Source organism: Brevundimonas sp. (assembly GCF_035626975.1).
Taxonomy (GTDB): domain Bacteria; phylum Pseudomonadota; class Alphaproteobacteria; order Caulobacterales; family Caulobacteraceae; genus Brevundimonas.
Genome location: NZ_DASPMQ010000001.1, coordinates 38,482 through 51,067 on the forward strand (window position 1 = coordinate 38,482; position 12,586 = coordinate 51,067).

General features: G+C 69.7%; 16 protein-coding genes. 7 read left to right on the plus strand and 9 right to left on the minus strand.

Annotation, left to right across the window (positions count from 1 at the left end):
• Positions 1-129: 129 nt before the first annotated feature.
• Positions 130-1,548 carry a sensor histidine kinase gene (locus VEB62_RS00210; protein WP_324794318.1) on the minus strand — a complete coding sequence of 473 codons (1,419 nt, stop codon included), beginning with the start codon at positions 1,546-1,548 and terminating at the stop codon, positions 130-132.
• A gap of 148 nt (positions 1,549-1,696) precedes the next feature.
• On the opposite strand from VEB62_RS00210, the gene VEB62_RS00215 reads away from it, so the two are divergent.
• Positions 1,697-2,653: an ABC transporter ATP-binding protein gene (locus tag VEB62_RS00215; RefSeq protein WP_324794319.1), complete on the plus strand. Its 957-nt coding sequence runs from the start codon at positions 1,697-1,699 to the stop codon at positions 2,651-2,653.
• Positions 2,650-4,038 carry an ABC transporter permease gene (locus tag VEB62_RS00220; RefSeq protein WP_324794320.1) on the plus strand — a complete coding sequence of 463 codons (1,389 nt, stop codon included), beginning with the start codon at positions 2,650-2,652 and terminating at the stop codon, positions 4,036-4,038. The genes VEB62_RS00215 and VEB62_RS00220 overlap by 4 nt, the downstream gene beginning before the upstream one ends.
• A 267-nt stretch (positions 4,039-4,305) precedes the next feature.
• Here VEB62_RS00220 and rpsU read toward each other — a convergent pair whose 3' ends face one another.
• On the minus strand, positions 4,306-4,563 hold the full coding sequence (gene rpsU, locus VEB62_RS00225; RefSeq protein ID WP_298127997.1) for a 30S ribosomal protein S21: 258 nt from the start codon (positions 4,561-4,563) through the stop codon (positions 4,306-4,308).
• A gap of 188 nt (positions 4,564-4,751) precedes the next feature.
• Here rpsU and VEB62_RS00230 point away from each other — a divergent pair, with 188 nt between their 5' ends.
• Positions 4,752-5,441, plus strand: a complete 690-nt coding sequence (locus VEB62_RS00230) for a COQ9 family protein (RefSeq protein WP_324794322.1) — start codon at positions 4,752-4,754, stop codon at positions 5,439-5,441.
• Between the two features lie 445 nt (positions 5,442-5,886).
• On the opposite strand, the gene VEB62_RS00235 is transcribed toward VEB62_RS00230, so the two are convergent.
• The gene (locus VEB62_RS00235; protein ID WP_324794324.1) at positions 5,887-6,969 is read right to left on the minus strand and encodes a 5-(carboxyamino)imidazole ribonucleotide synthase; all 1,083 of its coding nucleotides are present in this window, start codon (positions 6,967-6,969) and stop codon (positions 5,887-5,889) included.
• The gene (gene purE / locus VEB62_RS00240) at positions 6,970-7,461 is read right to left on the minus strand and encodes a 5-(carboxyamino)imidazole ribonucleotide mutase (RefSeq protein WP_324794325.1); all 492 of its coding nucleotides are present in this window, start codon (positions 7,459-7,461) and stop codon (positions 6,970-6,972) included.
• Positions 7,462-7,583: 122 nt separating this feature from the next.
• On the opposite strand from purE, the gene VEB62_RS00245 reads away from it, so the two are divergent.
• Positions 7,584-8,147 (plus strand): GGDEF domain-containing protein, encoded by a 564-nt coding sequence (locus VEB62_RS00245; protein WP_324794327.1) that lies wholly within the window; start codon positions 7,584-7,586, stop codon positions 8,145-8,147.
• A gap of 3 nt (positions 8,148-8,150) precedes the next feature.
• Here VEB62_RS00245 and VEB62_RS00250 read toward each other — a convergent pair whose 3' ends face one another.
• The 3 genes from VEB62_RS00250 to VEB62_RS00260 are packed head-to-tail and all read right to left on the minus strand — an operon-like array spanning position 8,151 to position 9,500.
• Positions 8,151-8,375 (minus strand): YdcH family protein, encoded by a 225-nt coding sequence (locus tag VEB62_RS00250; RefSeq protein ID WP_324794329.1) that lies wholly within the window; start codon positions 8,373-8,375, stop codon positions 8,151-8,153.
• Positions 8,376-8,412: 37 nt separating this feature from the next.
• Complete coding sequence (locus tag VEB62_RS00255) at positions 8,413-8,889, minus strand: TIGR02444 family protein (protein WP_324794330.1); 477 nt, start codon at positions 8,887-8,889, stop codon at positions 8,413-8,415.
• Positions 8,886-9,500, minus strand: a complete 615-nt coding sequence (locus VEB62_RS00260; protein ID WP_324794331.1) for a UbiX family flavin prenyltransferase — start codon at positions 9,498-9,500, stop codon at positions 8,886-8,888. The genes VEB62_RS00255 and VEB62_RS00260 overlap by 4 nt, the downstream gene beginning before the upstream one ends.
• A 115-nt stretch (positions 9,501-9,615) precedes the next feature.
• Between VEB62_RS00260 and VEB62_RS00265 the strand changes: the two genes are divergently transcribed.
• Positions 9,616-9,789 (plus strand): YdcH family protein, encoded by a 174-nt coding sequence (locus VEB62_RS00265; RefSeq protein WP_324794333.1) that lies wholly within the window; start codon positions 9,616-9,618, stop codon positions 9,787-9,789.
• Positions 9,790-9,844: 55 nt separating this feature from the next.
• Here VEB62_RS00265 and VEB62_RS00270 read toward each other — a convergent pair whose 3' ends face one another.
• Entirely contained in the window at positions 9,845-10,513 is a 669-nt protein-coding gene (locus VEB62_RS00270; protein ID WP_324794335.1) for a DUF1013 domain-containing protein, read from the minus strand.
• Positions 10,514-10,726: 213 nt separating this feature from the next.
• On the opposite strand from VEB62_RS00270, the gene VEB62_RS00275 reads away from it, so the two are divergent.
• A complete protein-coding gene (locus VEB62_RS00275) occupies positions 10,727-11,320 on the plus strand; it encodes a beta/gamma crystallin-related protein (RefSeq protein WP_324794337.1) in 594 nt (197 codons plus the stop codon).
• Here VEB62_RS00275 and VEB62_RS00280 read toward each other — a convergent pair whose 3' ends face one another.
• A complete protein-coding gene (locus VEB62_RS00280; protein WP_324794339.1) occupies positions 11,321-12,292 on the minus strand; it encodes an NAD(P)H-quinone oxidoreductase in 972 nt (323 codons plus the stop codon).
• A gap of 81 nt (positions 12,293-12,373) precedes the next feature.
• Between VEB62_RS00280 and VEB62_RS00285 the strand changes: the two genes are divergently transcribed.
• A complete protein-coding gene (locus tag VEB62_RS00285) occupies positions 12,374-12,577 on the plus strand; it encodes a DUF1192 domain-containing protein (protein WP_300291115.1) in 204 nt (67 codons plus the stop codon).
• Positions 12,578-12,586: the final 9 nt, after the last annotated feature.

Consider the following 12,586-nt stretch of genomic DNA (forward strand, 5'->3'; position numbering starts at 1 on the left):
GGACAGGGGGAATCGGACGCGCCGGTCGCCCGGCCGTCCCGAGGCCGGAACCTGCCTGTGAATGGTCAGCGGATTAAGACGGGCGCGTGACAGTTCTGTTACGGCGTTCGGCCGTCCGAGACACGGTCGTCACAGTCCGTCCGGAGATCCCTTGGGGGCCGCCACCGGGAAATAGGCGGTGAACACCGCGCCCTGCCCGGGCGCGCTCTCCACCGTCAGCCCGCCCCGGTGACGGTTGACGATGTGTTTGACGATGGCGAGCCCCAGCCCGGTGCCCGAACGCTCGCCGCTCTTCTGGCCCTCGACGCGGTAGAATCGCTCGGTCAGCCGCGGCAGGTGCTCGCGCGCCATGCCGGGGCCGTGATCGCGCACGACGACGGCGGCGTAGCGCAGCCCCGGTTCGCGGTCGGGCGTCACCAGCGGCAGCCGCGTCGCCCCTTCGCCCCGGTTGCCGCCGGACCACGGCGCCGAGGCCTGCTCCAGCGTCACCTCCGGCTGGATGACGATCTCGACGGCGTCGCCGGCGGCCGAATATTTGATGGCGTTGTCGACCAGGTTCTGGACCACCTGAACGATCTCGTCGCGGTCGCCGTGGACCGGCGCGCTGATGGTCCGGTCCTGCAGCACGACCCGCACATTCCGCTCCGCCGACAGCACGCTGACCGCGTCGACCACGTCCGAAGCGGTCCGCGCCAGATCGACCCGGCCGGCGGGCGGGACGTGTTCGTTCAGCTCGATCCGGCTCAGCGACAGCAGGTCGGCGACCAGCCGGCTCATCCGGTCCGCCTGCGCCGCCATGATGTCGAGGAATTTGTCCCGCGCCTTCGGATCGTCCCGGGCGTGGCCCTTGAGCGTCTCGATGAAGCCCGACAGCGAGGCCAGCGGCGTCCTCAGCTCGTGGCTCGCATTGGCCAGGAAGTCGACGCGCATCAGCTCCATGCGCCGCACGTCGGTTTCGTCGCGCAGAACCACCAGGGCCAGCGCCCGTCCATCGGTCGAGGGCAGGGGTCGGGTCTGCGCCCGCCAGTGCCGGGTCTGGGCCCCGACCCCGGCGTAGTCCGTGGTCCGCGCCACCCCGCCGAACAGCGCCTCGTCCACCGCCTCCAGCACCGCCGGATCGCGCAGGGCCGAGACCAGCAGCGCCCCCTCCCGCGAAATCCTCAGCAGGTCGCGCGCGGCGGCGTTGGCCAGCACCACCCGGCGGCCGGCTATGTCGTCCGCCTCGCCCCCGGAGACCACCAGCACGGGGTCGGCCAGCGCCTCGAACAGCCCGTCGAGCAAGACCCGGTCCGCGGCCGGCTGGTCCGGGTCCGCCGCGCGTGCGGTCTCTACCGCGCCGGGCGCCGGAGTTCGTCCCGGCCGCCGGTTCGCCGCCCAGGCGGTCAGCGCCACTAGCGCCGCTCCCGCCAGCAGGGGCCCGGCGATCTCCCGATGCAGCGCCGCCAGCCCTACCAGCACCGCGACGGCCACGCCGGCGGTGGCCCCCGCTGTCCACAGGCGAGAGCCGGACGGCGGCGCGACAGGCGAGGGCGGGTATTCGTGGGGCATTCAGGATTCCGGCCGGCTCGCCGACTCTATCCACCGAACATGACACGGAATTCATGACAAGGGCACGGCGGCGGGCGTCATCGTCGTTGTCAAACGTCCTTTACAATCCTACCAATGCCCTCACAGACCGGAATCCGGTGGAGGGCATATGACGGCGGCATTGACGCTCGACGGGGTCAGCAAGCGCTACGGCGATTTCCAGGCCGTGCGCGACCTCAGCTTCCAGGTCGAGAAGGGCACGATCTGCGGCTTCCTCGGCCCCAACGGCGCGGGCAAGACCTCCACCATCCGCATGATCCTCGGGCTTCAGCCGGCGACCTCGGGCCACATCACCATCCTCGGCGCCGACGACGGCCGCAAGGTGCGCGACCGGATCGGCTTCCTCCCGGAGGAGCGCGGCCTCTACAAGAAGATGACGCCCGTCGACGCCATCGCCTTCTTCGGCGCGCTCAAGGGCCTGCCGACCGGCGAGGGGCGCCGCCGCGCCCGCGAGATGCTCGACGCCCAGGGCCTCGGCGACGCGAAGCGCAAGAAGATGAAGGCGCTGTCCAAGGGGATGGCCCAGAAGGTCCAGCTGATCGCCTCGGTGGTGCACCGGCCCGAGTTCGTGATACTCGACGAACCCTTCAGCGGCCTCGACCCGGTCAACCAGCAGGGGTTGGAGACGGTGATCCGCCAGCTGGCCGCCGACGGCGCCACGGTGCTGTTTTCGACCCATGTGATGCAGCACGCCGAGCGGCTGTGCGACAAGGTCGTGCTGCTGGCGCGCGGCAAGAAGGCTTTCGAGGGCACGGTCGCCGAGGCCCGCGCCACAACGCCCCGTTTCCTGGAGCTGGAAGGCGTCATCGCCCCTGATCAGGCCGCCGGCCTGCCCGGCGTCAGCGGCGTCGAGGTGGTTTCCGAGGCCGACGGCGTGCGCGTGCTCAAGGCGGCGCTGACCGCCGGGGGCCGGGGCCAGGACGCGCTCAAGGCCGCCTTCCTCGGCGGCCTGGACGTGCGCCGCTTCGAACTGCGCGAGCCCAGCCTGCACGACGCCTTCATCGGCCTGACAGGCGACAACCCGGATCAGGACCAGTCCGTCAAAGCCGCGGAGATCGCCCGATGAAACGCACCCTGCTGATCGCCCGGCGCGAGTTCGCGGCCTATGCGAAGACGGTGGGCTTCTGGCTGTCGCTGCTGGCATTTCCGATCTTTGGCGTGCTGGGGGGCGCCATACCGGTCCTGATGAAAACCAGCGAGCCGATCCGGCAGGTGGTCGTCGTGGAAGAGGGGCCGCAGGCCTCCGGCCTCGCCGCCGCCGTCCAGAACGCCTTGCGGGAGGATCAGGCCCGGCGCGAAAAGCGGCGTCAGGAGGCGGAGGCGAAGATTCAGGCCGCCGCGGGAGGGACCGCCGGCGGGCAGGCGGCCAAGGGCGCGCTCAGCGGCCTCGACGGCCCGCGAATGACCTTCGTCGCTCCCCCCGCCGATCTGACCGCCGCGGCGCCGGGCGAGGCGCGGGAGGAGATCGCCCGACGCTATCTCGGCGACGAGGTCGCCGGGCCTGACCGGCTCGACGCCGTCGTGCTGCTGAACCGCGCGGACGGACAGCCGACCGCCCGCGTCTGGAGCCGGCGCGCCACCGACACCTCGGTGGAACGCTTCGTGCGCACGGCGCTCAAGGACGAATGGCGTCGCGAGGTCTTCCGTGAGGCGGGTATAGACGCAACGGTCGTTTCGACGACCGAAGCCTTCCAGCCCGAGGTGACGACCCTGTCGCCGAAGTCGGCCAGCGGTGGCGAGGTGTCCTTCCGCGACCAGTTGCCGGGCATCATCGGCCTGGTCTCGGGCTTCATCCTCTGGTCGCTGATCATCACGGGCGCCTCGATCCTGCTGAACAGCGTGATGGAGGAGAAGTCGAACAAGATCCTTGAGGTGCTGCTGTCGTCGGCTTCCGCCACGGAAATTCTCGCCGGCAAAGTGCTGGGCGTGGCCTTCCTGACCATGACCGTGCTGCTCGTCTGGGGCGGCATCGGCGCGGCCGGCCTGATCGCCGGCCTGCCGCAATATGCGGGGATGATCGGCGAGGTTCTGCTGGAGGGCGGCCTGCTCGGCTATTTCGCGATCTACGCCGTCGGCGGCTACCTGATGTACGCCGTGCTGTTCGCGGCCATCGGGGCCTTTTGCGAGACGCCGCGCGACGCCCAGACCCTGATGGGCCCGATCATGATGATCCTGGTCGTGCCGCTGCTGGTCATGCAGATGGCGATCCGCACGCCCGACGCTCCAGTGGTCCAGATCATGTCGTGGATCCCGTTCTTCACGCCCTTCCTGATGAGCGCCCGCGCGCCTTCGGACCCGCCGATGATCGAGATCGTCGGCACCATGGCCGGCATGTTCGCCTTCGCCCTGCTGATGGTCTGGGTCGCGGGACGCGCCTTCCGGGCCGGGGCGCTATCGGACGTGAAGCTGAGCTGGAAGGCGTTCGGGGCGGCGATCGGGCGGGGGAGATGACAATGCACGCCATCTGCGTCGGGCTAGGACCGAACTTCACCCCTTGTCGTCATCCTCGGGCTTGACCCGAGGATCAGATCGTCCGGTGCGCGGTGCAGGGTGTATTTCACGTTCCGAGGGCCGCCACGGACGCCCGGCCCAGCCTCTGATCCTCGGGTCAAGCCCGAGGATGACGACGGAAAGAGCGGTCAGTCGGCAGGTTCCGGAACGAAAAAGGCCGCCCCGGTTTCCCGGAGCGGCCCCTGATCTTCAGTTCGTAACGTCGGCTCAGCCGCGGCCCGGGCCGCCCACGCCGGGAACCCGGGGCTTCGGCGGCGGCAGCAGGCCTTCGCGCTGGGCGCGCTTGCGGGCCAGTTTGCGGGCGCGGCGCACGGCCTCGGCCTTCTGGCGGGCGCGCTTCTCCGAGGGCTTCTCGTAGTGCACGTGGCGCTTCATCTCGCGGAAGCTGCCTTCGCGCTGCATCTTCTTCTTGAGGGCCTTCAGCGCTTGATCGACGTTATTATCGCGAACGAAAATCTGTACCAGGTTGAACTCTCCTTTGGCCGCCCGCCGCGTCCTGTGAGGGAGACGGGCAGACAAATAAATCTCATCCTCGCCAGACGGGGGTCCGCGAGTGAAGGCGGGCTGATACACGAGCGGCCCCGCCCTGTCCAGATCGTCGCGGCAAGATGTGAAGGCTCGAAACGCCCGCCGGACGGGCATATGCTGCGTCCATGACCGAGGCGCCACACCTGTCGAACAGCCGGCCCGAAGGGGCCAGTCCTGGAGGAGATTGGGCCGACCGTATGGAGCAGGCGGTGCTGGACGCCGGCGTCGAGCGCGCGCCGGCGCTGGGCTGGAACAGCCGCATGGTGCGGGCGGCCTGCGAGGCCAACGGCCTGTCCCTCGGGGACGAGGAGTTGCTGTTGCCCAACGGGCCCCGCGACCTCGCCGCACTGCTGTCGCGCCGTCACGACGCGCGGGCGCTGGCGTCGCTGGCCGACGTCGATCCCAAATCCCTGAAGATGCGCGAGCGAATCGCCCGCGCCGTCTCCGCCCGGATGGAGGCCGGCGCCGCCGATCTTGAGGCGACCCGCCGCTGCGCCGCCTTCCTGGCCCTGCCGACCAACGCCGATCTTGGCCTCAAGCTGGCCTGGGAGACCGCTGACGAGCTGTGGCGCTGGGCCGGGGATACCGCCACCGACTGGAACCACTACTCCAAGCGCGTCATCCTGTCGGGCATCCTGATCCCGGCCCTGACCATGCGCTGGTTCGACGGCAGGGACGCCGCCGAGGCCTTCGTGGCCGCCCGGATCGAGAACGTCATGGCCTTCGAGAAGTGGAAGGCCGGCAAGGACTTCGACGCCCCGCTGCGCAAATTGGCGGATGCGCTGAGCCGGATGCGGTACGGGGCGAAAAGCTAGAATCCTTCTCCCCTTGGGGGAGAAGGTGCCCCGGAGGGGCGGATGAGGGGTCGGGCGGCTCCATACCGGCTGTCAGCCAGCTTGCCCCAACCATCCCCCTCATCCGGGCGGCTCCGCCGCCCACCTTCTCCCCCGGAGGGGAGAAGGCAAAACCCTGTCATCCCGTACCCTGTCATCCCGACACTTCGGGCGTCATTCCGACACTCCCGGTCACGCCCAGGCGAAGCGCGCCGGCGGCTCTAAGACCCCCACGTCCGCTTCTGACGCAGGCCCGTGCATAATGGTCCAAATGCCCGCCGGGCGTGGTCTTTGACAGCACCCATCACCCCGCCGCCGCCGTCCAGGCGCGGTGATCCCGCAATCGGAACCCTACGTGCGATTGTTCATGAAGTGACAGCCCGCATTTTTCAGCGGGAACCCTGTCATCCCGCACCCCCGGGCCTCCTCAGGCCAGCGGCTTCACCCGGTTCACATGGCCCATCTTGCGGCCCGGCCGGGCCTCGGCCTTGCCGTAGAGGTGCAGGCGGGCGTCGGCCTTGCCGGACAAGGCCTTCCACTGCTCGACCTCGTCGCCGAGCAGATTGGTCATCTCGACCCGGGCGTGGGCCGCGGTCGGGCCCAGCGGCCAGCCGGCGATGGCGCGGACGTGCTGTTCGAACTGGTCGCAGACGCAGCCGTCCTGGGTCCAGTGGCCGGTGTTGTGGACCCGCGGCGCGATCTCGTTGACCAGCAGCTTGCCGTCTCCGAGATCGAACAGCTCGACGCCCAGCACGCCGACATAGTCCAGGCCCTCGAGAACAGCCTTCGCGATGGCCCTGGCCCGCTTCTCCGTCTTCGCGTCGACGGCGGCGGGGGCGAGCGTGGTCTTCAGCACCCCGCCCTTGTGGATGTTCTCGCCCAGCGGATAGACGGCGATGGCCCCGTCGCGGCCGCGCGCGGCGATCACCGACAGCTCGCGTGTGAAATCGGCCTTCGCCTCGAGGATGGCCGGCCGCTCGCCGATGGCGTGCCAGGCGTCCGCCGCCATCTTCGCCGAATGGATCCAGACCTGGCCCTTGCCGTCGTAGCCTTCACGCCGGGTCTTCAGCAGGGCGGGCGCGCCCAGCCGCTCCAGCCCGGCCAGCAGGTCGTCGAGGCTGTCGACCGCGACGAAATCGACCGTGGTCGCGCCGGCGCCGTTCAGGAAGGTCTTCTCGTCGACCCGGTCCTGGGCCACCGCCAGCGCCTTTGGCCCCGGCGAGACGACGGCGCCGCCCTCGGCCAGCCGCGCCACCGAGGCGGCGGGCACGTTCTCGAACTCGAAAGTCACGGCGGCGCAGGTCTGGCCCAGCACGCCCAGCGCCGTGGCGTTGTCATAGGCGGCGACGATCTGGCCCTGGGAGACGCGCCCGGCGGGGCTGTTCTCCTCCGGATCGAGAATGACGACGTTGAAGCCGAGCCGCGACGCGGCCTGGCTGAGCATCCGGCCCAGCTGGCCGCCGCCGAGAATGCCGAGGGTCGATCCGGGAGGCAGCGGAAGCGTGGTCACTCAGTCCTCGACCGTCTCGTGGACCGCTTCGGTCTGGGCCTCGCGGAAGGCGGTCAGCCGTCCGGCCAGCACCGGGTCGGACAACGCCAGGATCTGGGCCGCCAGAATGCCGGCGTTCTTGGCGCCCGGCTCGCCGATCGCCAGGGTCGCCACCGGCACGCCGCCCGGCATCTGGGCGATGGAGAGAAGGCTGTCCATGCCCTTCAGCGCCTTCGACTCGACCGGCACGCCCAGCACCGGCAGTTCGGTCATCGAGGCGGCCATGCCCGGCAGATGAGCCGCGCCGCCGGCCCCGGCGATGATCACCTTGTAGCCCGCGGCCCGGGCTCCCGTGGCGAAGTCGAACAGGCGTTGCGGGGTGCGGTGGGCGCTGACGACCTTCGCGTCCCAGGCCACGCCCAGCCGGTCCAGCGCGTCGGCGGCGTGTTTCATCGTCGGCCAGTCCGAGCGGCTGCCCATGATGATCGCCACCGGCGGTGTCTGAGTCGCCATGCTGGACGCCTTTCGCGGGAAAGCGGCGCGATACAGGACTCGCGTTGCGCCCGCAACCGACGGCGTTAGGCTCATTCCTGGCCGGGGCGTGGTGAGTCGCCGGCCGGGGAGCTCTTTCGCTTGTGACCGACGCGGCCGTCATCAACCCCATCGCCGAGATCGAGCGGCTCCGCGCCGAGGTCGAGGCTCTGCGCCGCCGCGCCGAGGCGGCCGAGGCGGCGGCCGATCACGACGTGCTGACGCCCGCCCTGAACCGCCGCGGTTTCGTGGCGGCGATGAAGAGCGCCATGGCCTTCTGCCAGCGCCATGAGGTCCCCGCCGTCCTGCTCTACCTCGATCTCGACGGCTTCAAGGGCGTCAACGACACCCTCGGCCACGCCGCCGGGGACGCCGCCCTGGTCCACGTGGCCGAGATGATGCGGGCCAATCTGCGCGAGTCGGACGCCGTCGGGCGGCTGGGCGGCGACGAGTTCGGCCTGCTGATGCTCAACGCCGGTCTCGACGAAGGCCGCGAGAAGGCCCGCCGCCTCGCCGAGACGCTGGAGAAGGCGCCGTTCGTATGGGAGGGCCGTTCCGCCGGCCTTGGCGGCTCGTTCGGCGTCCGCGCCTTCGCCGGCCACACCGACCCCGAGGTCTGGCTCGCCGAAGCCGACGCGGCCATGTGGGTCAGGAAGAAGGGCCGGTAAGCCTCAGGCGATGATGTCGGGCAGGACGATGGCCTCGATCTTCACGATCTCGTCGCGCAGGGTCAGTTTCTTGCGCTTGAGCCGGGCGATGGTCAGCTGATCCGGCAGAGGCATCCGCGACAGCGCGTCTATGGAGACGTCGAGGTCGGAATGCTCCTGACGCAGTTCCTTGAGCCGGGCGTGAAGCGCCAGCTCTTCCTCGCTCAGAAACGGATCGTCGTCGTTCATGGTCGGCCCCGGAGGCGGGCTTATAGCGTGCGTCGGCTCAGGCCGGAAGTCGTTCGGCGAGTTGGACCAGCCCCGCCCGCGGCGTCATCGGCGACCACTGCCGGGCCGCCGCGACCAAGGCTTCCAGCACCGGCCCCGGCGCACCTCCGGACGGCGGAGACAGGGCTTCCAGGGCGGCCAGAAGGCGGCGCTCCGCCTCCAGTTCGACGGCCTTGACCTGAGCCCGCACCACCTCCCGGTCGCCGTCCTCCAGATCCGGATTTCGGCCCTTGAGCGTGCGCCGGATGGCTCGCAGTGGCGCGATGGCCGCCTCCTGCCAGGCCCGGGCGACGTCGCAGGCGGCCTCCAGCGTGTCGGCGTCCGGTCGCCGGCCCGTACGCGCGGCCCAGGCGGCCCACAACAGCAGGGGCACGTTCTGGCCGGCGGCATCCTGCAGATGCAGGCAGGCCTCGCCCACGCCCTCGGAGGCATAGGCCCGCACCGCCCAGTCCCACAGCGAGCCGTCCGAACTCATTCCGCTGTCGCGCTCTTCAGGCCGGCCCAACGCCTGACGCCCGACCACTCGAGGCCGAACAGGTCCAGCGCCCGGCCGACGGACTGGTCGACCATCTCCTCGATCGACGCCGGCCGGGCGTACAGGGCGGGCAGGGGCGGGGCGATGATCGCGCCCATCTCCGCCAGAGCCGTCATGGTGCGCAGGTGACCCAGGTGCAGCGGCGTCTCGCGCACCATCAGCACCAGCGGCCGCCGCTCCTTGAGCACGACATCGGCGGCGCGGGTCAGCAGGGTCGAGGTCACGCCGGTGGCGATCTCGCTCATGGTCCGCACCGAACAGGGGGCGACGATCATGCCCATGGTCCGGAACGAACCCGAGGCGATCGAGGCGCCGACGTCATTGAGCCGGTGCGTCACGTCGGCGCGGCCCATCAGATCGTCGGCCGACAGATCGGTTTCCTGCGACAGGGTCAGCAGCGCGGCGCGGGTGACGACGAGATGGCTCTCGACCCCCATCTCACGCAGCGCGTCGAGCGTCCGTATGCCGTAGGCCGCGCCGGACGCTCCGGAAATTCCGACGACGAGGCGGGGAGGCGAGGTCCGTACGGCTCCGTTCAAATCATCGGCCATATTCGGGTCCAGGGCGTCGGGTCCGGACGGCCGGCGGCCTCACCGGAAAGTGATTCCACAGCCGGTCAAGCCGGGCGCTCAATCTAGTGGTCCCTTAGACATGGAGGCGCAAGCCATGACCATCGAAGCTCGTATCCGCGAACTGGGAAACCGTCACCGCAACCTGGATGAGACCATCCGGCGGGAGATGATCCACCCGGCCACGGACTCGCTTCGCGTAAGGGAGCTCAAGCAACAGAAGCTCCGGCTCAAGGAAGAGATCACCAGTCTGGAGGCCCGAGCGCACTAGCGACGGTCTCCCGCACAAGGAAAGACGGCCCCGGAGCGATCCGGGGCCGTTTTTGTCAGTCCTTCTTGCCGAAGACCGATTCGGCGGTCGGTTCGGCGCCGCGGCGTTCGCGGGCTTCCGGAACGAATTCCGGCTCGGCGGGCTCGGCGGCGTCGGCGGGCTGCAGGGTGGCGCCGCCCTTCTTGGCGTCGTCCTTCGCCTTCTTGTCGGCGGCCTTGCGAACCAGTTCGTCCAGGGCAAGCTGGCCGACGAGGCCCAGCGTCACCGGATCGACCGGCTTGATGTTGGGGCTGTTCCAGTGGGTGCGGTTGCGCACGCTCTCGATGGTCGACTTGGTCGTGCCCAGCAGCTTGGCGATCTGGGCGTCGGTGACCTCGGGATGGTTGCGCACGAACCAGGCGATGGCGTCCGGGCGGTCCTGGCGGCGTGACACCGGCGTGTATTTCGGCGCCGGCTTGTGGCTCTTCATCAGCTCGGCGTGGCGGCTGACTACGGCCTGCATGCGGTAGTTTTCGTCGTTCTGGGCCTTGTCCAGCTCCTCGCGGGTCAGCTGGCCGTTGACCAGCGGGTCAGCGCCGCGGATGTCGCGGGCCACGTCGCCGTCGGCGATCCCGCGTACTTCCAGCGGGTGCAGGCCGCAGAAATCGGCGATCTGCTCGAAGGTGAGGGAGGTGTTGTCGACCAGCCAGACCGCGGTGGCCTTGGGCATCAGGATGTCGGTCATGAGCGTCTTTGCTTCTGTTTTTGGCCCGCCGCGGCGGGTTCCGGATACGACGGCGCCCGACCTTTCGGCCGGGCGCGGAAGCCACCGATATAGGCTCATTCGCGACAAAAGAAAACGAAAGCCGACATCCGCATACAGCCACGGTTCATCCGGGCGGCTGAACAGTGGTTCCACAGACGCGTTGTGCGTCCATGAAACCCGATGGAGGGACCCATGTTGATCGAAACCCTTGCCGCCGTGGCCCTGTTGTCCGGCGCCGGCCAGGAAGCCGCTCCGAACGGGGGCGGTCAGGAGCGCGTCGCGCCGCGCGGCGACTATCGTGACACCTGCAGCGGCGAGTACGTCAATCGTGGGCGGCTTTACGCCGATTGCCGCGACCGTCGCGGAAACATCCGCGGCACGTCGATCGAGCTGAACCGCTGCTCGGACTATGAGATTCGCAATGACAACGGCTTGCTGGCCTGCGGGCCGTTCCGCGGGACCTATGAGGACCGGCCGGGCGGCGGACGTCCCGACGACGACGGCGGCTGGGGCGGCGGGCGCAACTCGATCACCGTGTACCGCGATTCCAATTTCCGCGGCGCCAGCACCCGCTTCACCGGCGCGATGCCGAACCTGCGGAACAGCGGTTTCAACGACGTGATCAGCTCAATGGAGTTCCGCGGCGAGTGGGTGGCCTGCACCGACGCCTATTTCCGCGGTCAGTGCCAGACGTTCCGCGACGACGTGGCGAACCTGCAGCGGTGGGGCATGAACGACCGCATCTCGTCGCTCCGTCCCGCCGGTCGCGGCGGCGGACGCTGGTAGTCAGGCCGTCAGCACGATCTTGCCGACGTGGTCGCCCGCCTCGAGCCTCAGGTGGGCGGCCGACGCCTGTTCCAGCGGAAAGGTCGCCTCGACGGGCGGTCGCACCGCCCCCGCCGCGATCCACGGCCAGGCGCCCGCCTCCACCGCTGCGATCAGCCGGGCCTTCTCGTCGGCTGGCCGGGCGCGAAGCGTCGAACCGGTCAGCACGATCCGCTTCATCATCAGCCGGGCCAGGTCCACCTGCGCCAGCGAACCTGACAGGGTGGCGATGACCACCCAGCGGCCGAAGGGCTTCAGCACGGTCTGGTTCAACGCCGCGTAGTCCGCGCCGACCATATCCAGCACCACGTCGACGCCGCCGAAGGCTGTGATCGCGGCCTCGAGGTCGTCCGTACGGGCATCAAGGCTGAGCTCGGCGCCGAGCGCCCTGGCGGCCCTCGCCTTGTCCGCGCCACGCGAGGTGGCGACGACCCGGGCGCCCGCCGCCCTGGCCATCTGGATGGCGGTGACGCCGATACCGCTGGTCGCCCCGTGGATGAGCAGGGTTTCGCCGGCCTTCAGCGTCCCCGCCTCGAAAACATTGGCGAAGACGGTGCAGACCGTCTCGGGAAGGGCCGCGGCCTGCACCATATTGAGGCCGTCGGGGACGGGCAGGACGTGGCGGGCGTCGACGACCGCGTATTCCGCATAGCCGCCCCCGCCCAGCAGGGCGCAGACGCGGTCGCCTGCGCTCCAGCGGCTGACGCCTTCGCCGACCTGGTCCACCTCTCCGGCCACTTCGAGGCCGAGTATGTCGGAGGCGCCGGGCGGAGCGGGGTAACGGCCCTGCCGCTGAAGGAGGTCCGGTCGGTTCACGCCGGCGGCGCGCACCCGAATGCGAATCTGGCCGGGACCGGCGACCGGATCGGGCCTCCCGACGAGCGCCAGCGCCTCCGCGGGACCCGATCCGCCAGTAATTTCGATAGCCCGCATCGGCTCCCCGTTCTTGCAATCGTCCGTGTCCGGGCGTTCAGATAGGCGTCTGGTTGCCGGTTGGCCAAGAAGGAGGCGGCGATGTTCGAGGATCTGGAGCCCCGTCCGGCGCGGGGAGCGCCCCTGATCGCCCTGACGCGCGAGGATCTGGACGGCTATTCGGTCGAGGACCTCAAGCAGCGTATCGCCGGGCTCGAGGCGGAGATCGCCCGCTCGAACGCGGCCATAGAAGGCAAGTCCTCACAGCGGAACGCGGCCGACGCCATGTTCAATTTCCGCCCCTGACCCGGTCTG

Excerpts from the sequence above, each read along its gene's own strand:
- VEB62_RS00270 (WP_324794335.1), bottom strand. The coding sequence starts at position 10,513 with ATGACCGACATCCTGATGCCCAAGGCCACCGCGGTCTGGCTGGTCGAC.
- VEB62_RS00280 (WP_324794339.1), bottom strand. The coding sequence starts at position 12,292 with ATGCGGGCTATCGAAATTACTGGCGGATCGGGTCCCGCGGAGGCGCTG.
- VEB62_RS00250 (WP_324794329.1), bottom strand. The coding sequence starts at position 8,375 with ATGAACGACGACGATCCGTTTCTGAGCGAGGAAGAGCTGGCGCTTCAC.
- VEB62_RS00260 (WP_324794331.1), bottom strand. The coding sequence starts at position 9,500 with ATGGCCGATGATTTGAACGGAGCCGTACGGACCTCGCCTCCCCGCCTC.
- VEB62_RS00255 (WP_324794330.1), bottom strand. The coding sequence starts at position 8,889 with ATGAGTTCGGACGGCTCGCTGTGGGACTGGGCGGTGCGGGCCTATGCC.
- purE (WP_324794325.1), bottom strand. The coding sequence starts at position 7,461 with ATGGCGACTCAGACACCGCCGGTGGCGATCATCATGGGCAGCCGCTCG.
- VEB62_RS00215 (WP_324794319.1), top strand. The coding sequence starts at position 1,697 with ATGACGGCGGCATTGACGCTCGACGGGGTCAGCAAGCGCTACGGCGAT.
- VEB62_RS00210 (WP_324794318.1), bottom strand. The coding sequence starts at position 1,548 with ATGCCCCACGAATACCCGCCCTCGCCTGTCGCGCCGCCGTCCGGCTCT.
- VEB62_RS00230 (WP_324794322.1), top strand. The coding sequence starts at position 4,752 with ATGACCGAGGCGCCACACCTGTCGAACAGCCGGCCCGAAGGGGCCAGT.
- VEB62_RS00265 (WP_324794333.1), top strand. The coding sequence starts at position 9,616 with ATGACCATCGAAGCTCGTATCCGCGAACTGGGAAACCGTCACCGCAAC.
- VEB62_RS00285 (WP_300291115.1), top strand. The coding sequence starts at position 12,374 with ATGTTCGAGGATCTGGAGCCCCGTCCGGCGCGGGGAGCGCCCCTGATC.
- VEB62_RS00275 (WP_324794337.1), top strand. The coding sequence starts at position 10,727 with ATGTTGATCGAAACCCTTGCCGCCGTGGCCCTGTTGTCCGGCGCCGGC.
- VEB62_RS00220 (WP_324794320.1), top strand. The coding sequence starts at position 2,650 with ATGAAACGCACCCTGCTGATCGCCCGGCGCGAGTTCGCGGCCTATGCG.